General features: G+C 42.5%; 18 protein-coding genes. 13 read left to right on the top strand and 5 right to left on the bottom strand.

Translation table 11 applies throughout. The annotated features are described in order from the left end of the window. The first annotated feature begins 43 nt into the window (after positions 1–43). Together D6853_RS02060 and D6853_RS02055 are read left to right on the top strand one after the other, a co-directional pair. Positions 44–796, top strand: coding sequence for an amino acid ABC transporter ATP-binding protein (locus D6853_RS02060; RefSeq protein ID WP_120656139.1), 753 nt, complete (start codon positions 44–46; stop codon positions 794–796). Between the two features lie 80 nt (positions 797–876). After that, complete coding sequence (locus D6853_RS02055; RefSeq protein ID WP_120656138.1) at positions 877–1,773, top strand: LysR family transcriptional regulator; 897 nt, start codon at positions 877–879, stop codon at positions 1,771–1,773. 74 nt (positions 1,774–1,847) lie between these two features. Here the strand turns inward: D6853_RS02055 and D6853_RS02050 are convergent, their stop codons facing one another. The 3 genes from D6853_RS02050 to D6853_RS02040 all read right to left on the bottom strand — a co-directional run bounded on the left by D6853_RS02050 (position 1,848) and on the right by D6853_RS02040 (position 4,607). Next, positions 1,848–2,510 carry a methionine ABC transporter permease gene (locus tag D6853_RS02050; RefSeq protein WP_330392941.1) on the bottom strand — a complete coding sequence of 221 codons (663 nt, stop codon included), beginning with the start codon at positions 2,508–2,510 and terminating at the stop codon, positions 1,848–1,850. Continuing rightward, entirely contained in the window at positions 2,510–3,481 is a 972-nt protein-coding gene (locus D6853_RS02045; RefSeq protein WP_120656137.1) for a methionine ABC transporter ATP-binding protein, read from the bottom strand. Before D6853_RS02045 ends, D6853_RS02050 begins: the two co-directional genes overlap by 1 nt. A gap of 190 nt (positions 3,482–3,671) precedes the next feature. After that, complete coding sequence (locus D6853_RS02040; RefSeq protein WP_120656136.1) at positions 3,672–4,607, bottom strand: MetQ/NlpA family ABC transporter substrate-binding protein; 936 nt, start codon at positions 4,605–4,607, stop codon at positions 3,672–3,674. Positions 4,608–4,725: 118 nt separating this feature from the next. Here D6853_RS02040 and D6853_RS02035 point away from each other — a divergent pair, with 118 nt between their 5' ends. Both D6853_RS02035 and D6853_RS02030 read left to right on the top strand, forming a co-directional pair. After that, positions 4,726–5,808 (top strand): FAD:protein FMN transferase, encoded by a 1,083-nt coding sequence (locus D6853_RS02035; RefSeq protein WP_158588641.1) that lies wholly within the window; start codon positions 4,726–4,728, stop codon positions 5,806–5,808. 25 nt (positions 5,809–5,833) lie between these two features. Then, positions 5,834–6,751, top strand: a complete 918-nt coding sequence (locus D6853_RS02030; protein ID WP_120656134.1) for a CPBP family intramembrane glutamic endopeptidase — start codon at positions 5,834–5,836, stop codon at positions 6,749–6,751. Here the strand turns inward: D6853_RS02030 and D6853_RS02025 are convergent. After that, entirely contained in the window at positions 6,696–7,814 is a 1,119-nt protein-coding gene (locus D6853_RS02025) for a pyridoxal phosphate-dependent aminotransferase (RefSeq protein WP_120656133.1), read from the bottom strand. The genes D6853_RS02030 and D6853_RS02025 overlap by 56 nt on opposite strands. 152 nt (positions 7,815–7,966) lie before the next feature. On the opposite strand from D6853_RS02025, the gene cobT reads away from it, so the two are divergent. The 6 genes from cobT (at position 7,967) to D6853_RS01995 (ending at position 14,161) form a co-directional block, all read left to right on the top strand. Continuing rightward, on the top strand, positions 7,967–9,181 hold the full coding sequence (gene cobT, locus D6853_RS02020) for a nicotinate-nucleotide--dimethylbenzimidazole phosphoribosyltransferase (protein WP_120656132.1): 1,215 nt from the start codon (positions 7,967–7,969) through the stop codon (positions 9,179–9,181). Then, positions 9,178–10,182 carry a bifunctional adenosylcobinamide kinase/adenosylcobinamide-phosphate guanylyltransferase gene (locus D6853_RS02015; RefSeq protein ID WP_120656131.1) on the top strand — a complete coding sequence of 335 codons (1,005 nt, stop codon included), beginning with the start codon at positions 9,178–9,180 and terminating at the stop codon, positions 10,180–10,182. The genes cobT and D6853_RS02015 overlap by 4 nt, the downstream gene beginning before the upstream one ends. Before the next feature lie 20 nt (positions 10,183–10,202). Next, positions 10,203–10,991, top strand: coding sequence for an adenosylcobinamide-GDP ribazoletransferase (locus D6853_RS02010; protein ID WP_120656130.1), 789 nt, complete (start codon positions 10,203–10,205; stop codon positions 10,989–10,991). Continuing rightward, on the top strand, positions 10,992–12,050 hold the full coding sequence (cbiB, locus tag D6853_RS02005; protein WP_120656129.1) for an adenosylcobinamide-phosphate synthase CbiB: 1,059 nt from the start codon (positions 10,992–10,994) through the stop codon (positions 12,048–12,050). It begins immediately after the preceding gene. A gap of 85 nt (positions 12,051–12,135) precedes the next feature. After that, a complete protein-coding gene (locus D6853_RS02000) occupies positions 12,136–13,752 on the top strand; it encodes a spermidine synthase (protein ID WP_120656128.1) in 1,617 nt (538 codons plus the stop codon). A gap of 127 nt (positions 13,753–13,879) precedes the next feature. Then, positions 13,880–14,161: a hypothetical protein gene (locus D6853_RS01995; protein WP_120656127.1), complete on the top strand. Its 282-nt coding sequence runs from the start codon at positions 13,880–13,882 to the stop codon at positions 14,159–14,161. Positions 14,162–14,216: 55 nt separating this feature from the next. Here D6853_RS01995 and D6853_RS01990 read toward each other — a convergent pair whose 3' ends face one another. Then, a complete protein-coding gene (locus D6853_RS01990) occupies positions 14,217–14,726 on the bottom strand; it encodes a hypothetical protein (protein ID WP_120656126.1) in 510 nt (169 codons plus the stop codon). A 103-nt stretch (positions 14,727–14,829) separates the two neighbouring features. On the opposite strand from D6853_RS01990, the gene D6853_RS01985 reads away from it, so the two are divergent. The 3 genes from D6853_RS01985 (at position 14,830) to D6853_RS01975 (ending at position 18,907) form a co-directional block, all read left to right on the top strand. Beyond that, entirely contained in the window at positions 14,830–16,524 is a 1,695-nt protein-coding gene (locus D6853_RS01985; protein ID WP_120656125.1) for a CotH kinase family protein, read from the top strand. Positions 16,525–16,652: 128 nt separating this feature from the next. Further along, entirely contained in the window at positions 16,653–17,873 is a 1,221-nt protein-coding gene (locus D6853_RS01980) for an ABC transporter substrate-binding protein (RefSeq protein ID WP_120656124.1), read from the top strand. A gap of 149 nt (positions 17,874–18,022) precedes the next feature. Further along, complete coding sequence (locus tag D6853_RS01975; protein WP_120656123.1) at positions 18,023–18,907, top strand: branched-chain amino acid ABC transporter permease; 885 nt, start codon at positions 18,023–18,025, stop codon at positions 18,905–18,907. The last annotated feature ends 5 nt before the right edge of the window (positions 18,908–18,912 follow it).

Raw genomic sequence — 18,912 nt, 5'->3', positions numbered from 1 at the left:
ATGCACACAATGACATTGCGTTTGGAACAGAGGAGGTGCGGCGATGATAGAACTTACAGGTGTAAAAAAATCCTTTGGGAAACAGGAAGTTCTTAAGGATGTTTCGATAAAAGTAGATGACGGAGAAGTGGTAGTAATACTGGGACCCAGCGGTTCCGGAAAGACTACGCTTCTTCGGAGTATAAATTTTCTTGAGAAGGCCGACAGCGGAACCATGAAGTTTTCCGATAAGATCATAAATTTTAAGAACCCCAAGAAAAAAGATATTCTGTACATGAGAAGACATACAGGCTTTGTGTTCCAGAACTACGGACTGTTTGCTCACAAGACGGTTCTTCAGAATGTAATGGAAGGACTTGTTCAGGTTCAGAAAAAGAGTAAGCAGGAAGCGCAGCAGATTGCAGAGGAAGTCCTTCAAAATGTAGGGATGCTCGAAAAGAAAGATTCTTATCCGTCACAGCTATCAGGCGGACAGCAGCAGAGAGTAGGAATAGCAAGGGCTGTAGCTCTAAAGCCTGAAGTGATCCTTTTTGATGAGCCTACATCGGCTCTTGATCCTGAACTTGTGGGAGAAACCTTGGAAGTAATAAAGAAGGTTGCAAAGACGGGAATTACCATGATCGTAGTGACCCATGAGATGTCTTTTGCCGAGGATGTGGCTGACAGGGTTATCTTTATGGACGGCGGAGTTGTAGTGGAAGAAGGAAAGCCCGGAGAAATATTCTATAAACCAAAGGAAGAGCGTACAAGGCAGTTCCTTTCAAGGATCATCCCTCAGGATGCATATGTGATCTGACAGGGACAGAGTATAAAATATGTACTAAATATATGGCAATGTGTTATTATGTATAAAGATTCATTTCGGAGATTATACATATGACAATTTTGCAGCTTAAATATGTAATTGCGATTGATGAGGAATGCTCAATGAGAAAAGCGGCTGACAGACTTTACGTGTCACAGCCGGGACTTTCGAGTGCGGTAAGAGATCTTGAGAACGAGCTCGGAATCCAGATATTCCAGAGAGTACATAACGGCGTTGTGACAACTGTTGCGGGCGGCGCGTTTATTGCTTATGCAAGGAGTGCGGTTGAGCAGTTTGAAAAGATTGAGGACAAGTACATCAATTCCAAGGTTGATAAGCCTACATTCTCAGTTTCCATGCAGCATTACACCGTGGCTGTAAATGCATTTATAGATACCGTTAAGGAATACGATCTTGAAGAGTATCAGTTCTCTATCAGAGAGACTCAGACAAGTGAAGTTATAGACGACCTCAAGAGCCTTAGAAGTGAGGTCGGTGTTATCGCGCTCAGCGAGTTCAACAGAAATATGTTTAAGAAGATCTTTGCGGATGCTTCTCTTGAATTCCATGAGCTGTTTACAAGAGACACATACGTATATTTAAGAAAAGACCATCCGCTTGCGGACATGGATGAGATATCTCTTGAAGATCTTCAGGATTATCCTTGCATGGTATTCGATCAGGGCGACAACACTTCTTTCTATTACAGAGAAGAGGCGCTTGCTACCTACGATTACAAGAAGGTTATAAGCACCAACGAAAGAGCTACATCGGTAGAGCTTATGCTTGGCCTTAACGGATACGCGGTTGGTGCGGCTATGCTCGGTGAGAGCCTTAACACTTCAGAGATTCGTCACGTTAAGCTCAAGGAAGAGGAGACACTCACTCTCGGATATATCATCCGAAAGGGCAGTGAGCTTAGCGATATGGCACAGACCTTTATCGAGAAGCTTCAGCAGTATAAATAAAGATAAAGAATTGTATTTTAAAAGCCGGCGACGTCAAACTAGACATCTCCGGCTTTATTTATTGTTTAATATAATCAGCTCATCTTTTTATACATATAATTTCCAAGCATCTGAATAGCCTGTACGAATGCGATCAGGATAACCGAGCATACAATAAGATATTCGGTCTTGTACTGCTGATAGCCGTAACGGATTGCTATATCACCGATTCCGCCGCCTCCGACAGTACCTGCCATAGCGGAATATCCGATAAGTGAGATAACAAGAAGGATGATTCCGTTAAGCATTCTCGGAATGGATTCTTTTACATAAACTCTTATAAGAATCTGTAAATTTGATGCTCCGAACGATCTTGCGGCTTCTATGACTCCGGGATTGGTTTCGCGAAGGCTCGTCTCAAATACTCTTGCGATATATGGAATCGCAGATACGGTAAGAGGTACGATAGAAGCTGTTGTTCCGATTGATTTTCCTACAACCATTCTTGTAAAAGGAATAAGTATTACAAGTAGGATGATAAAAGGAAAGCTTCTGAATACGTTTACCAAAAAACTTAAGATCTCATACACTATCTTGTTGGGCTTAAGTCCGTCGGGAGCAGTAAGCGTAAGTATTATGGCCGGAATAAATCCGAGTATCACCGAAAAGAGAGTTGACCAAAATACCATGTATAAAGTTTGTTTAAAGGCAGTCATTATAACTGTGCTCATGCCTGTTGTCGATAAGATTCCTGACATTATCTGATCACCTCCCACGTTACATCTTTGCTGTCAAGAAAGGCACATGCCCTTTCAAGATCTTTTTCGTCCATGTTGAGTACAAGACTTCCGTAGACATCTTCTCTGAAGTCTTCAAGCTTGGCCCAACAGATGTTGAAGTTGGTCTGTAGCTCTCTGGACATCTCGGTAACTATAGGACGCTGATTGCCTTCGCCGTAGAAAAAGAGTTTGAGATTGACTCCGGTCGAAGGGAGCTTGTCGCTTTCTTCGCGAAGGAATTCTCTGATCTCGCGTTCCTTGGGCCATACAAAGAGCTGCTCAGGCTTTCCGACAGCAAGAACCTTGCCGTTACTAAGGAAAGCAACCTTCTTGCAGACCTGCTTAACCACTTCCATCTGGTGAGTTACGATGATGATCGTAATGCCCATCTCTTTATTTATCTTTTGTAAAAGAGCAAGGATGCCCTTTGTGATCTCAGGATCGAGTGCACTTGTTGCTTCGTCGCACAAAAGAAAATCGGGGTCTAATGCAAGAGCCCTTGCTATAGCGACACGCTGTTTCTGTCCGCCTGAGAGTTCCCTTGGCTTTGAACGAACTTTTTCTTCAAGTCCTACAAGTTTTATGAGGTTTAAGATCTTTTCTTTTGCCTCGGGAGTATTGGTAGGGATTCCCCAGAATTTCATGGGAAGTGCGATGTTGTGATATACATCGAGTCTCTCCAAGAGGTTAAAGCCCTGGAAGATCATGCCCATTCTTTTTTGCAAATTTCGAAGGACTTTTTTGTTTTTGATGTCAACGAGCGTATCGTCAACAACGATCGAACCTTCGTCGTAGGATTCAAGGCCGTTGATGCACCTTAGGAGAGTGGATTTACCGGCACCGCTTTGGCCGATAATGCCGAAGATCTCGCCCTTATCAATGTCGATATTTATTCCCTTCAATACTTCGGTTTTGTTAAAAGTTTTTTTGACGTTTTTTATCTGTATCATGGATAGTTAAACCACCTGTCTACTGTAAATATAATGACATGAATTGCTCCGTCATCATTATTGCATTATTTTATTTAAACATCAAATATGACACGTCACCGGCAAATGAGACGTGTCATATCTAGGTTTACATTATATGAAAGGTAGGATTTTTATGATATTACACAAATTAACTTGGTTACGTTCTGTATTACTGAGGATCGATGAATGAAGGGATAACTGCGCCCTTATATGTTTCCTCAATGTATGTCTTAACTTCGTCTGACTTAAGAGCAGCTACAAGAGCCTGAATCTTCTCAGAATCCTGGTCACCGTCCTTTACTACAAGGAAGTTGGTTCTCTTAACTGTTGTCTCGTCGTCGAATTCCTCGATATCAAGTGCGGGATACTTAGCGGGAAGCTCTGCTTCAAGAGCGTAGTTTCCGTTGATCGCTGCTGCATCAAGATCGGGAAGTGAAAGAGGAAGGCTTGCTGCCTCAAGTGGAGTGATCTTGTATCCGTGAGGGTTAGCATCCTTATCTTTTGAAAGAGTATCCTCTGTATAGCTTGAATCTTCTCCGAAAGAACCCTTTGATGTAAGAAGACCCTTCTGAACTAAAAGGTCAAGTGCTCTTGCACCGTTATCGGGGTCGTTGGGGATACCGATCTCAGCGCCGTCGGGAATCTCGTCAAGCTTGGTGTACTTCTGTGAGTAGATACCCATGGGCTCAATGTGGATTCCGGCTACAGCTGTAAGGTGAAGACCTGCGTCTTGGTTCTGCTGATCGAGATATCCGAGTGTCTGGAAGTAGTTTGCATCGATCTCGCCTGCTTCAAGTGAAGTGTTGGGAAGAACGTAATCCTGGAAAACCACAGTCTCAAGTGTCCATCCGTCTTTTGCAAGTACTTCTTTTACTATGTTGTCAAGAATCTCAGCGTGAGGAACAGGTGTAGCTCCTACGGTGATTGTCTTATCTGTGTCAGCTGCGTTGTCTGTTGCTTCTCCTGCGGGCTCTGTCTCTGATTCAGCCTGAGTCGCCTCTGCTGCAGGGGCCTGTGTTTCTTCTGCTTTTGCACCGCATCCTGTAAGTACTCCGAATGAAAGAGCTGCGGTTAAGATCAAACTTGTAATTATTCTCTTTTTCATAATCTGTATTTCCTCCTCGATTGGTATAACAGAATTATACAAGATGAAAAAACATATGGGAAATAATTAAAAATTATCAGTAGTGAAAAGGTGCGTTTATCAATTATAATAGATGACGATGAATATAAATATAAAGAAGAAAAACAACTGCATAGGTGCCGCATTTCTTGTATTGGAGGTCAGTGCCGTAATGCTGACGGGATGTACGTCGACGGAGATAATGAATACGTCTACCATATTTGCGATGGACACTGTTATGGAGCTGGAGATCCGTGGCGATGAGAGCCTTCTATCGGATGCCGAGCAAAAGATAAGGGAAATCGAAAATACTCTTTCCGTTACCAAGGACAGCAGTGACATAGGCGTATTAAATACCAAGAAGAAGGCTAAGTTTAGTTCGCAGGCGGGACAGATACTTTCGGAAGCGATAAGTACCTGTGAAATGACGGGCGGAAGTCTTGATATATCGATCTATCCCGTCCTTAAAGAATGGGGATTTACTACGGGAGAGTACAGAGTTCCCGACGATGATGAGCTTGAGGCTCTTATCAAAAATGTAGACTATAAGAAGATCGATGTAAAAAAAATATCGGACGGAAGCTATGAAGTAAGTATTTCGGATGATATGCAGATCGATCTCGGAAGTGTGGTAAAAGGCTATACGGGATCGTATCTTGCAGATTATTTCAAGGAAAACGGAGTGAGCTCAGGACTTATTAATCTTGGCGGAAACGTTGAGTGTATAGGAAATAAGCCTGACGGGGCACCCTGGAGAGTAGCGATCAAGAGTCCTTTTTCCGACAGTAAGAGCGGAGTGCTCGGAGTCCTTGAAGCAAGCGATACTGCAGTTATAACGTCCGGGGGATACGAGAGATTTTTTGAAAAAGACGGTGAGATCTACTGGCACATTCTTGATCCCAAGACCGGGAAACCAGCTAAAAACGGGATTGTTTCGGTGACTGTTGTGGGTAATAACGGTCTTATGTGCGACGGATTGTCGACAGCTCTTTTTGTAAAAGGAACGGAAGGGGCTATTGAATTTATTAAAGAACATGCCGCAGGTTCAAGAAATAATGAGGGCTTTGGAGCCATACTCATTACGGAAGATAAAAAGGTATATGTCACGGATAACATTGCGGCAAGCTTTTCACTTTCTGCTGAATACAGTGACTGCGAGGTTTCTGAGATAAATATAAAATAATGTTTTTATAAGAGGAGAGTAATGAATGAAAGAGTTTTTTAAGAAGATTCACAGCGATAATTTTAAGTGGTATGACTTTTCATTGTTATCGTTAATTATCACGTATGCGATAATGATTGTCGGATCGATAATCGGAACTATAATAATCGGATCGATCATTATGGCTCTTAGTATGATCAATACGAATATTAAAAGCGGAGATCCGTTTGTTTTTATAAACTATGTTTACTGGTCATTCATAGGAGTTTGGCTGTTGGCATTTCTGGTCATGCTTTTGTCTAAGCCTGACAGGCCGATCATTCCCAAGCTTGGAACCAAGGAACACGGAAACAATATAAAGATGCTTATTATCGGATTGGTGATAGGCTTTGTGATGAATATCTCATGTGCTTTGGTGGCAATGCTTAACAAGGATATTGCGCTTTATTTCAACTCATTTGACCCGTTTAAAGTACTAGTGGTATTTATCGGGGTGTTTATACAATCATCTGCAGAGGAAATGGCGTGCAGGGGATTCCTTTATCAAAGACTTTTTAGAAGCTACAGACATCACGCGGTAGCGGTTGTCGGAAACTCTGTGTTGTTCGGACTTCTTCATATTTTTAATGATGGTGTTACCGTAACGGGAATAGTTAACGTTATGCTTTTCGGAATCCTGTGCTCATTATTTGTATATTTTTATGACAGTATTTGGTGCGCGATGGCAATACATGCCGCTTGGAATTTCTCTCAGAGCATTTTACTCGGACTTCCAAACAGCGGTGGCGTTTTTGAATTTTCAATATTTAAGCTTGATCTTGCATCTGCAAGAAACAGCTTTGCATATGACATAAATTTCGGAATTGAGGGAACGCTTGTATCTTGCCTTGTCGAGACCGCCGCGATCCTTATTGTCCTTTATCTTGGCTTAAAGAAGAAAGGACAAGCTTCAGAGTCTGTATAAGCTCAAGATTATCTTCGTGTTTTCTTATTGCAATTCTATAGTATGAATCATCAAGATCATGGAAATTACCGCAGTTTCTGAGCAGTATTCCGTGGTATTTTGCTGTCCTTTCGTAAAAAGACAGGGCGCTTTTTGAAAGCTCTTTCGGAAGTCTGAACATCAAGAAAGGCGCATCGCTTTGATATACGGATAGGCCGAGTATTTCAAGTTCGCGTGCTAAAAAAATGCGCTCCGTCTCTATCAGCTCTTTAGCTTCCTTCAAAAAATCGTCGTTATCCGTGGAAAGGGCGGAAATGCCGACGGCTTCAGCAATTGAAGAAACGTTCCATTCAGGCTTGAGGGCATTCATTTTGTCTATTAGTTTCGTGTCGCTGCAGATGCAATATCCAAGCCTCACTCCCGGAACGGAAAAGAGCTTGGTAAAGGCATCTATGAGCACAACATTACCGTTATCTTTAATAAGGGATATACAGCTTTTTTCTTCTTTTTCTTTTACAAATCCCATGAAACATTCATCAACCGCCAGGATAATCTCAAGATCCTTGCAGATCTTAGCGATTTCTTTTATCAGGTCAAAAGAGATTGTTCTTCCCGTGGGGTTGTTTGGATTGCAGACAAAGATGATATCCATGTCACTGTTTCTTTTTATAAAATCCAGTATTTCGGGCTTAAGCTCAAAATCATCTTCGGGTAAAAGATTGAAGTGAAGGATTTCAAAACCGCGTGAAGCAAGGGCTCTCTCATAACCCGAAAATGTGGGTTCTATTATCAGAGCCTTGGGACTTTCTGAAGCCACTGCCTGTGTGAGAAGAGTTATGACTTCGGAGGCGCCGTTACCTATGAAAAAGAATTCCTTCGAAAGATCCCTTTTTTCCGAAAGAAGGCATTTAAGCGCAGACTGATCAAGACTTGGATATTCCGATGCAGAGGAAATGCACATTTTGAGCGTTTTCCGGATGCTTGTCGGAATCCCCAATGGATTTAAGTTTACGCTGTAGTCCAGCTTTATTGGGCTTTTCTCATATTCTCCGCCATGAAGTGGGAAATGGCCTGTATTTTTCATAATCTGTCACCTGTATGATATACGAATTGCTACATAATTTATTTCTTTTTTGCAATTATGACTTTAGACATTTATATCATAGCATACAGATTTTTGTTAAAAGGAGCGAAGTTTTGAAGCAATTTATGGCTTATAGAGTGTAAAATAAACGTATGGACAATAAAGAGTGCAAAGAACTGATGGATATAATTGGCAGCATAAAAACATGCGATGGAGAGGCGAAGCAGAAGGCTTTAAAGTATGCGGACAGCCTTGTTAAGCCTCCGAGGAGCATGGGGAAGCTTGAAGATATTGCGGCCTCGCTTTCGGGGATCACGGGATGTGTGAAGAATACCGTGTCTTCAAAGAGAGTGCTTGTTTTTTGCGCCGATAACGGGGTTACGGATGAAGGCGTAGCTTCGGCGCCGGTGTCAGTTACTATGATGCAGGCGATCAATATGACAAAGGGTATTACCGGGATGGCGGCTCTTGCAAAGCACTTTGGAGCGGATGTAACCGTTGTCGATGTCGGAATAAAGGCAGAGTACGAGGGGCTTGTAAAGAAGTGTGACCTTGCTCATGCTGATGAAGGCATCGTATACAGAAATATCAGAAAAGGTACGGGAAATATAGCAAAAGAGCCTGCTATGACAGAAGCTGAATGTATAAGGGCGATGCTTGTCGGCGCGGAGTGCGCTATGAATATCGCCGGGGGCTCAGAGTTTGGTGATACAATCTTGCAGGGAGAAGATGCGCATTTCAAAGGGAAGATTGATCTTGTGGGAATCGGTGAGATGGGCATCGGTAATACAACGACTTCCACTGCGGTCTTATGTGCACTTACCGGCGTAGATCCCGACAGTATAACAGGACGCGGCGCCGGGATTACCGATGAGTCTTTTGATAAGAAAAAGGCTGTTATAAAGAAGGCGCTTGGTCTGCATGGACTTGGCGAAGTGGGCTGTGATAGTAAACAGCTTGATTCGAGCCCGGAAGATAGATTGGGCAGTATCGCAGGTATCGTATCGAAAGTCGGAGGACTTGATATTGCTGCGATGTGCGGAGCTTTTATAGGGGCCGCGGCAGCAGGAAGGGCAGCGGTTATTGACGGGTACATTTCAGCGGTTGCGGCACTTCTTTCAGTGAAGCTATGCCCTAAGGTTTCGGGATATCTCTTGCCGTCGCATGTATCCAAGGAACCCGGATATTTGCTTGCGATAAAAGAACTGGGACTTAATCCGTATCTTGATCTGAATATGGGCCTCGGAGAGGGATCGGGATGCGTTGTCGCTTTTTCTGTGATAGAAGCGGCATGTGCGATGATGAACAATATGGCGACTTTTGAAGAAGGCAAGATAGATGATTCGTATTTAGAGGGAATCAGATGATAATTCTTTTAACAGGCGGATGTAAAAACGGAAAATCCGGAATCGGACAGAAACTGGCAGTGCTTTTGTCGAAGAGAAAAAAAGGCAGGCTTTTCTATGTTGCGACAATGAGATCGACGGGCGAAGAGGATGATGAACGGATAAGACGGCATGTTGCGGACAGAGAGGGACTTGGGTTTGAAACGTTGGAGATCGGAACGGATATAGGCTCACTTTCCGGGATGTCAACAGGTAAAAGCGGCAGCCTTTCGGGTACGTATCTTATAGACAGTCTGACTGCGCTTCTTGCAAACGAAATGTTTGGGGAAGAGGTCGGAAGATTCCATACTGATAATACAGCACCTAAAAGAGTGGCGGATGAGCTTGGGACGCTTATGGATGAAACGCGAAAAAACGATGCGGATCTGATCTTTGTAAGCGATGGGATCTACAGTGATTCCGCGGTTTATGACGGAGATACTTTTTGGTACAGGGAAGGTCTTGGAGAACTTGAGAGAGCTGTATCGGATTGTGCCGATCTTGTTATCGAGATGTGTGCGGGGATTCCCGTTATTTATAAGAAAAGCGACGAGGCAGCAGAGGATAAAGAGCTTATGGATTTATTAAAACCGAGCGGCGAAAAGCAGGGCGTACTTATTGTAGGAGGCGCAGCCCAAGGAAAAAGAGCTTTCGCTAAAGCGATGTTTGAGCTTAATGATGATGATATATATTCTTTTGACAGCGAGGAGATCATAGGCGGAAATGTTAGTATTCCCGCAGGATACAGGGCATACGAGCATGTCGAGAGACTGGCGCTGTCTATGAGTATGGATGTGCATGAATTGGCGGATGTTTTTCCTGCAGATGCGGTTTTGATCGTCGAAGACATAACTTGCGGAATAGTACCTATGAGTAGGGAAGACAGGAAGTGGCGCGATGACGCGGGAAGGCTCATGCAGGCGATTGGAGCGAAAAGAGAAGTTTACCGTGTACTTTGCGGTAAGGGAATTAAAATAGGATAAGGATAAGGGAAAGGTTTGGGATGAAAAATCTACTTAGAGCATTTTGCATAGCGTTTTCCATGTATTCGGGCATTCCAATGCCACAGTTTAAATGGGAAAAAGAGGATATGAGATACAGCATATGCTTTTTTCCTTTGATCGGGATTGTGATTGGGGCGCTGTGTTATGGCCTTTGCGTGATCACGCAGATGTTTGACATAAATCTTCTCGCCGCGACGCTTTTGTTTTTTGTTATTCCGCTCATAGTTACAGGCGGAATACATGTTGACGGCTTTATGGATTGCAGCGATGTTTTTTCTTCTTACAGGGAAAAAGAAAAAAAGCTGGAAATCCTGAAAGATCCGCATATCGGAGCGTTCGCAGTTATCAGATTGGTTGTGTTGTGCGCGGTATATATTTCTGCGATTTCTATTATTATTTCGTCGGAAAAAGGTTTTGAAGAAAGATATTTTATAGTTATATGTCTTGGTTTTGTTCTTTCCAGGACATTGAGTGCGGTTTCCGTTGTGAGTTTTCCGTGCGCCAAGAATGAGGGAAGTCTTTATACCTTTGCGGAAGGATCCGACAAAAAGAGATGTCTTTCTGTCTTGGTAAAAGAGGCTGCGATCATTTTGCTTATCATGGCTGTATATGGACGGATCGGCGGAGTTGTGGCTATAACGACAGCTCTTTTGACATTTGGTTATTACTATTTAAAGACCAAGAAGGAGCTTGGAGGTATTACGGGCGATACCGCAGGCTGGTTTGTGTGTCTGTGCGAGACGGCGATGGCCGTTGCGATATGTGTCTGTGCGATGATTGGAGTCTGAATGGCAGGATTTATCGGTGCATATTATAAATATGTCCCCGTGGCGATATTTGCGGGTGTCATCATAGATCTGATCCTCGGAGATCCGATGTGGCTTATTCATCCGGTGCAGATTATAGGGAAATTAATAAGCGTATTGGAGAAACGTCTGCTTGGGGAATCCGTCACAAAAAGCAAGACCGAGCATGTAGGTGATGCGGATAGCGACAGAAAAGAAGACATGAATGATGTTTCAATTTTTTGGAGAGGTATGTTTCTTTGGATTGTTGTTGCGTCAGTAGCCGGTGTGGTGACCTTTGCGATTATTTTTTTGTGCTATAAATTAAATTGCTATCTTATGCTTGCTTTTATGGCAATCATGAGCTGGCAGTGCATTGCGGCACGAAGTCTTTCAAAAGCGGCGATGAAGGTCTGCAGGGCCCTTAAGAAGAACGATATAGAGCTTGCAAGAAAAGAAGTGTCGATGATCGTCGGAAGGGATACCGAAAATCTCGATGAAAAAGGGATTGCGAGGGCTGCCGTTGAGACCGTTGCGGAAAATACCAACGACGGCGTTATCTGCCCGCTTTTTTATCTTATGCTCGGAGGACCGATCCTGGCTTTTATTTACAAAGCGGTAAGCACAATGGATTCCATGATCGGATATAAGAATGACAAGTATATGTTCTTTGGAAGATTTGCGGCCAAAGCCGATGATGTGTTTGCATTTGTTCCGGCCAGATTAAGCGCGGTGTTTATGATAATTGCGGCGGCTCTTCTTGGAGATTACAGTAAAAACTATGATGCAGGCGGCGCGGTCAAGATTTTTATAAGGGACAGGTATAATCACGCAAGCCCCAATTCCGCTCAGTGCGAGAGTGTATGCGCTGGTGCGCTTGGGATTCGACTTGCGGGTCCGACATCTTATTTTGGAAAGCTTCATGATAAGCCCTATATCGGAGATGCCAAGAGAGAAATAGAGAACGCCGATATCAGGAGAAGCGTTATTCTTATGTACGCTACAGCGGCTGTATTACTGATATTATATTGCTTAATATATGCAGCGGTTTCTTTTATTTGAGGGAATAATGTATAATGAACAATGTCGGTTATTACTCGGCATTTGTTGATATAAATATATTCATTGAGAACGGAGCATTTTTCACTTGAGTAAATACAGTATTTTAAACAGCAAACTTTTTCTTTATCTTACGGAGTTCTTTGCGGGAATGTCCGTTATGGCGGTGGAGCTCGGAGCGAGCAGACTTCTTGCACCGTACTTTAGTTCATCACAGATTGTATGGACTATAATAATCGGAACGATCATGATCGCGATGGCACTCGGAAATATCTACGGAGGAAGAGCGGCGGACAAGAACCCCGATCCGCAGAAGCTTTACGGCAGGATACTCATTGCGGCTGTCTGGATCGCGGCGATTCCCGTGGTGGGTAAATATATCATTATCGGTATCTCGGCTCTTTTGATATTTACCGTCAATAACAATTTCCTTGTGATCGCGGCGTTTGTAACATGTATGGTGGTGTTTGTGTTTCCACTCTTTTTACTGGGAACGGTAACTCCGAGTCTTGCAAAATATACGACGGATTCGCTTGATGACAATGGCAAGATCATCGGAACTCTCGGTGCGTTTAACACTGTGGGAAGCATCATCGGAACTTTCGTGCCGACATTCGTTACCATACCGGCGGTCGGAACATCGATTACTTTCCTTATTTTTGCGGGAATACTTATCGTATTATGTGCTTGCTTTTTTCTTAGCGGGACGGGTAACCGCAAGAAGCTGATCGCAGGCGGGATTACCTTTATCTTGTGCTGTATCCTGGGGCACAATGCAAGCTTTTCGTTTTGGGAGAAAAATCTTACTTATGAGGGTGAGTCGGTATATAACTATCTTCAGGTAAAAGAAGATTCCAACAGCGTTATCCTTTCAACCAACGTACTCTTCGGAGTTCAGTCTATTCTTATAAAAGACGGTGCGCTTACGGGAATGTATTACGATTATGCGATGGCGGCGCCTTATATGACAGGGATAAAAGAAAAGGAAGCAAGCGGAGAAAAGACAGATGTTCTTATCTTGGGAATGGGATCGGGAACTTACGCGACCCAGCTTTCAAGGCATTTTGATAACATAGACATCGAGGGTGTTGAGATCGATCAGAAGATAACCGACCTTGCGCATGAGTATTTTGAGCTTCCGGAAGACACTAAGGTTACGACCTACGACGGAAGAGCGTATCTTGCCGCCGTATCCAAGAAGTACGATGTGATAATGGTCGATGCGTATCAGGATATAACGATTCCTTTTCAAATGTCGTCAACAGAGTTTTTTACCATGGTAAAAGATCATCTTAATCCGGGCGGAGTCATGGTCGTGAATATGAATATGTTCAGCGATGACAACGAATCGACCATCAACAGATATCTCGCGGACACGATATCGTCGGTGTTTGATAATGTAAAGATCGTTTCTGTTCCGAATTCAACCAACAGAGAGCTATTTGCGACGGATTCGGATGATTATTTAGACAGACTTGATAAGAATATTGCACTTGAGGATGAGTCTTTACTCAAGAATATGATGGCGAATGTAGAGAATGCGCTTATGGAATATAAGGCGGGAAACAATATAATGACCGATGATAAGGCACCTGTTGAGCTTCTTGGAATGCGCCAGATTGACTCGATAATCAAGGCGGAAGTCGCTATATATAAGGAAATATATGAGCGTGAAGGCTTGGAAGGGCTTATAAAGTACCTGTAAATAGTCACAATTATTTGAAAAATTTATGAAAATTAGTACAAAAATGTGCTATTATTTATAACAGAGGGGTTATACACCTTCGGACATTCAATTAGATAGTTTGTATAAAGAGAAAGGAGCACTTCCTATGAGTAGTAGCCAGCTGCAATATTCTCCGTTCAAACCAAATTTGAAGACAGCCGAAGTATTTGCCTGGGGAGATCCGGAGTACAACTTGTTTGACCAGCTAAGTGAGAAGTATGAAAGGAGCCATCCTGAATTTCAGAATCTTTCAACTTATGAAAAGATGGTTATAAGAGAGCAGATTCATCATGAAGCGATTGGGCTTACACCGCTCAATCTTATCATGGATTTTATAGAAGATCCGCAGTTTGATGAATTCCGAGTTGTGCATGCAGATCTAAAATGATCAAAAATAAAAGGCTGTGAATTTGGGAATGATTCTCAAGTTCACAGCCTTATTTTTATTTTAATTCGGAAAGCATTCTTGCTTCTCGTATCTTGTCATTTACATCTGAAAGGAATTGATAATTAGTAGGATCCGATATGAAATTGAGGAAATTTATCGCATCCTTGCGAGCCAGCTTTTGGCTCTTTGTAAGATAATCCAGAATCTCTTCTTTGGTCTTGCCTTCATTCATATAATGATCGACGATATCAAACAAGACCATGAATTTGCGCATCTTGATCCTGACTTTAATGTTATGGAGTTTCATGAATATATGTCCCAAGATAGCCGCAAAGAAGAAACCGAGTATCAGGAACACAGTGCTCCATAAAACTCTGCCCATCATGAGATTCAAAACTCCGGCACCCAAATTGGAAACGATAAGTGAACAAAGAGTAATAACAACAATCCAAAGTCTTGCCTTGTTGCGGCCTTTATTACTTAGCTCCATTAGCCTTACTGCAATGCCAAACACTACATAGAAGACCGCTGCGAAAGCAATCCCCACATAAGATAAGTGCAACATATTCTATTCCCCCTCTAAACAATTTTAACAATCATAAATAAATAATGCAAACCCCGTGTTATTATAAAGATGAAAGTGATGCTTTTATGAAAGGAATAATAAAGTGAAGAAATCAAAAAAACCTGTTTTTGTGCTTTTATTGTTATGTGTTGTTGCACTCGCGATACTTGCATTTATCCCGTTTTATTTGGAAAAGCTAAATAATAAGGATGTGAATTTCTATGTGGTTGCCAAGGGGAAAGGACAGCCTTCAGACGAGCTTAAGATCTATCCGTATTATGATAGCGTAGGAGAAAAAACGTATTTCTTTTTGCCGGGAAACTCAGAGTGCTATGATTACAAACTGTTTTTCGGAAATGCAAAAGAGTTAATGATAGGAGATGTTTCTTTTTCTTCGGGAGATATTTTGGATGACAGTTTTTTAAACTATTACGAAAAAACCAATCCCTATCTCGGAAATTTGGAATTCAATTATGAGCTTCTGGATAAAAAAGGTGAAAAGGTAAGTGGAAATGTCTTTTTCCTTACCGGCGGTGAAGTGAGCACAATGTATTTGGCTTCCGGAAAAGATTCCATGGAGAAGGTGGACGGTGATCCGCTCCACAATATTACGGCAACTGCTGATTATTCTGTCTATGATCCTTTGGGTGCAAAAGAAACTTCGGGAAAGCTCAAGATCTCGGGGCATGGTAATTCTACGTGGACGGAGCTCATGGAGGAGTTTCCGGGGCAGGAATTTAAGCGCTCATACAATATTTCTTTTAACGAGAAGAAATCCATTCTCGGAATGAAGAGTGCCGGAAATTATGTGCTTTTGTCCAATTTTTATGATGAAAGCGAGCTTAAGAACTATCTGGTTTTGGATGTGGCAAGAAGGATCGAGATGGATAATGTTCCCGATTGTGAGTACGTCAATCTGTATATCAATGGCGAATATAGGGGACTTTACCTTGCGGCGCAGAAGATAAAAGAGGGCAATGGATTTTTGAAGATTTCTTCAGACGGTTATCTAGCCAAGTTTGATTATGAAGAGAGAGTTAAGACCGAGGGAAATGTATACACTGAGACGGAAGGTCGGTTTGCCAAGATACAATACCCGTCGGAGCCCAATGAAGACAGACTTGCACAGATACATGAAGATATTTGCAAGGTGGAAGACTCCATTGCGGAAGGTGAGGAGGAGTTTGCGCTTCTTGCAGATGAGCGGAGCTTTATAAAGTATTATCTTTTGCAGGAGTTTTTTGAGAACGGCGACGCAGACAGAGCTAGTCAGTATGTTTACAAGGATGGTATGAAAGATAAGCTTGTTGCAGGGCCTGTCTGGGATTTCGATCTTTCTATGGGGCATCCCTGGTTTTCATATGGAAGCTATGAGTGGAATGCTCTTTGGATAAAGGGCCTTGTGGATGAGAGCGGATGGCTACGGAAGCTTAGCGATGATGAAGATTTTATGGAAAAGGTACGTATGTTTTATAGGAATGATTTTTATGACAAGATTGCATATGTTGAATACCATGTTCTTTTCCGTCTCGCCGAGAGAATACATGATAGCTATTATATGGACATGATCCGTTATGAGAACGGACCTGTTTATTATGACAGATTTGATTATGAAAAGTATGACGCGGAAAAGTATGATCTTTATTGCATCGCCGATAATATTCAGTCGTGGATGACCGGCAGAAAATCATTTTGGGACGGTTATGCAGATAATCCCGATCAGTATGAAGAAGAAATACTGGAACCCGGCGAAGATACCAAATCTATAAGGAAGCTTATTTTGATGATAAAGAAATGATATTTAAAATGATTAAGTTTACTTTTTATTATTGACTTTTTTAGTTTGGTACTTTAAACTTCAAAAGTAAATATCAGATTGTATACAAATATACATTTTGGCTTTTCATTTTTCAGGAGGGAAATATTATGAAGAAGTTAGGCAAAGTTATTAGTGCACTTATGGCTTCTGTACTTGTTGCTTCCGCACTTGTGGGATGTACTGACGCAGCAAGCACTGAGACAAACGATTCTCAGGCACAGACACAGCCTGCACAGGAGACAGAGAGCTCATCTGACAACGGAGCTACATTTAAGATCGGTGCCATCGGACCTCTTACAGGTGGCGCAGCTGCTTACGGTAATGCGGTTTGTAATGCAGCAGAGCTTGCAGTTGAGGATATCAACGCAGCAGGCGGTATCAACGGATATCAGGTAGAGTACAGCAAAGAAGACGACGAGCTTAATGCCGAGAAGTCAGTAAATGCTTACAATACACTTAAGGATTGGGGAATGCAGATTCTTGTTGGTTCAACAACAAGTGCATGCTCAATCGCAGTTTCAGAGTACACAAAGGCTGACAATATGTTCCAGCTTACACCTTCGGGATCGGCAGTTGATTGCGTTAAATATGACAATGTATTCCGCGTATGCTTCTCAGATCCTAACCAGGGTATTGCTTCAGCTCAGTACATTTCAGATCACAACCTTGCAACTAAGGTTGGTATCATCTATGACAGCTCAGATGTATATTCAACAGGAATTTATCAGAAGTTTGTAGATGAGTCTGCAGGCAAGAACTATGAGATCGTTTCACAGGAAGCTTTCACAGCAGACAATGCAACAGATTTCTCAGTTCAGCTTCAGAAGGCTAAGGATGCAGGTGCAGACCTTGTATTCCTTCCTATCTACTATCAGGCAGCTTCACTTATCCTTACACAGGCCAACACAATGGGATATGCTCCCACATTCTTTGGTGTTGACGGTATGGACGGTATCCTTACTGTAGAGAACTTTGATACTAAGCTCGCTGAGGGCGTAATGCTTCTTACACCTTTCGCAGCTGATGCTACAGATGATCTTACAGTAAACTTCGTTAAGAAGTATGAGGAGAAATACGGTGAGACTCCCAACCAGTTCGCAGCTGATGCTTATGATGCAGTATTTATCATCAAGCAGGCAATTGAAGCTAAGAACGCAACACCTGATATGAGTATTTCAGATCTTGGCGATGCACTTAAGGGTGCTATGACAGAGATCGAGGCTTCAGGTCTTACATCTTCCAAGATGACTTGGGATGCTTCAGGTGAGCCCAACAAGGAGCCTAAGGCTGTTGTTATCAAGGACGGAGCTTACGTATCCGCTGAGTAAATATAGACGTATTTATTCCTGACACAATGAAGTGTAACGCGGGATATCTGTATAAGATATTCCGCGTTTTTAGCTAATAAAAAGTTAATTTTTATGGTATGCTAGATTAATCAATCAATTAAATGATCTATTGTTTTTGGAGGTTTGAGATGAGCTTTTTAACCTATCTCATTAACGGACTTAGTCTGGGAAGTATCTATGCGATAATCGCGTTGGGATACACAATGGTATACGGAATAGCCAAGATGCTTAATTTTGCACACGGAGATTTTATCATGGTGGGCTGCTATATTATTTTTTCAGTGAGTGCGGCGCTTAGTGGTAATTCTGCCGTGGGAATAGTATTGGCGGTTATACTGTGCACACTTCTTGGTATCACAACTGAGTTTGTTGCTTACAGACCACTTAGAGGAGCGGCGTCTCCTTTGGCTGTTCTTATTACGGCCATCGGTGTCAGCTATTTTCTTGAGAATGTGGCACTTCTTATTTTCGGAGCGGATATTAAGTCCTTTACATCTGTTATTAAATGGGAAGGGTTATCTTTTGCCGGCGGTCAGCTCAGAATTCAGGGTGTAACGGTTATCACCATTGCGGTAAGCGTTGTTATTCTCATCGCGTTGCAGCTTTTTATCAATAAGACCAAACAGGGACAGGCTATGCTTGCGGTAGCTGAGGATAAGGGTGCAGCTACGCTTATGGGTATAAATGTAAACAAGACCATCATGCTTACCTTTGCGATAGGCTCTTCACTTGCAGCTGTGGCAGGAGCTCTTTTGTGCTCAGCTTATCCTTCACTTTCTCCATATACGGGAGCAATGCCCGGTATCAAGGCGTTCGTAGCGGCGGTTCTCGGAGGTATAGGATCCATCCCCGGTGCTATGATCGGTGGACTGGTGCTCGGTATTGTTGAGATTTTAAGTAAGACATATATTTCATCACAGCTTTCTGATGCCATTGTGTTCGGAATTCTTGTTGTAGTGCTTCTTGTTAAGCCTACAGGTATTCTGGGCAAGGTTATTCAGGAGAAGGTCTGAAAAAG

It is taken from the genome of Butyrivibrio sp. X503, assembly GCF_003625475.1.
In the GTDB taxonomy this organism is placed as follows: Bacteria; Bacillota; Clostridia; order Lachnospirales; family Lachnospiraceae; genus Butyrivibrio.
Note: the sequence above shows the minus strand (reverse complement) of the source record. Positions and strands in the feature narration are given on the sequence as shown.

Excerpts from the sequence above, each read along its gene's own strand:
- D6853_RS02060 (WP_120656139.1), top strand. The coding sequence starts at position 44 with ATGATAGAACTTACAGGTGTAAAAAAATCCTTTGGGAAACAGGAAGTT.
- D6853_RS02055 (WP_120656138.1), top strand. The coding sequence starts at position 877 with ATGACAATTTTGCAGCTTAAATATGTAATTGCGATTGATGAGGAATGC.
- D6853_RS02050 (WP_330392941.1), bottom strand. The coding sequence starts at position 2,510 with ATGTCAGGAATCTTATCGACAACAGGCATGAGCACAGTTATAATGACT.
- D6853_RS02045 (WP_120656137.1), bottom strand. The coding sequence starts at position 3,481 with ATGATACAGATAAAAAACGTCAAAAAAACTTTTAACAAAACCGAAGTA.
- D6853_RS02040 (WP_120656136.1), bottom strand. The coding sequence starts at position 4,607 with ATGAAAAAGAGAATAATTACAAGTTTGATCTTAACCGCAGCTCTTTCA.
- D6853_RS02035 (WP_158588641.1), top strand. The coding sequence starts at position 4,726 with ATGAATATAAATATAAAGAAGAAAAACAACTGCATAGGTGCCGCATTT.
- D6853_RS02030 (WP_120656134.1), top strand. The coding sequence starts at position 5,834 with ATGAAAGAGTTTTTTAAGAAGATTCACAGCGATAATTTTAAGTGGTAT.
- D6853_RS02025 (WP_120656133.1), bottom strand. The coding sequence starts at position 7,814 with ATGAAAAATACAGGCCATTTCCCACTTCATGGCGGAGAATATGAGAAA.
- cobT (WP_120656132.1), top strand. The coding sequence starts at position 7,967 with ATGGACAATAAAGAGTGCAAAGAACTGATGGATATAATTGGCAGCATA.
- D6853_RS02015 (WP_120656131.1), top strand. The coding sequence starts at position 9,178 with ATGATAATTCTTTTAACAGGCGGATGTAAAAACGGAAAATCCGGAATC.
- D6853_RS02010 (WP_120656130.1), top strand. The coding sequence starts at position 10,203 with ATGAAAAATCTACTTAGAGCATTTTGCATAGCGTTTTCCATGTATTCG.
- cbiB (WP_120656129.1), top strand. The coding sequence starts at position 10,992 with ATGGCAGGATTTATCGGTGCATATTATAAATATGTCCCCGTGGCGATA.
- D6853_RS01995 (WP_120656127.1), top strand. The coding sequence starts at position 13,880 with ATGAGTAGTAGCCAGCTGCAATATTCTCCGTTCAAACCAAATTTGAAG.
- D6853_RS01990 (WP_120656126.1), bottom strand. The coding sequence starts at position 14,726 with ATGTTGCACTTATCTTATGTGGGGATTGCTTTCGCAGCGGTCTTCTAT.
- D6853_RS01980 (WP_120656124.1), top strand. The coding sequence starts at position 16,653 with ATGAAGAAGTTAGGCAAAGTTATTAGTGCACTTATGGCTTCTGTACTT.
- D6853_RS01975 (WP_120656123.1), top strand. The coding sequence starts at position 18,023 with ATGAGCTTTTTAACCTATCTCATTAACGGACTTAGTCTGGGAAGTATC.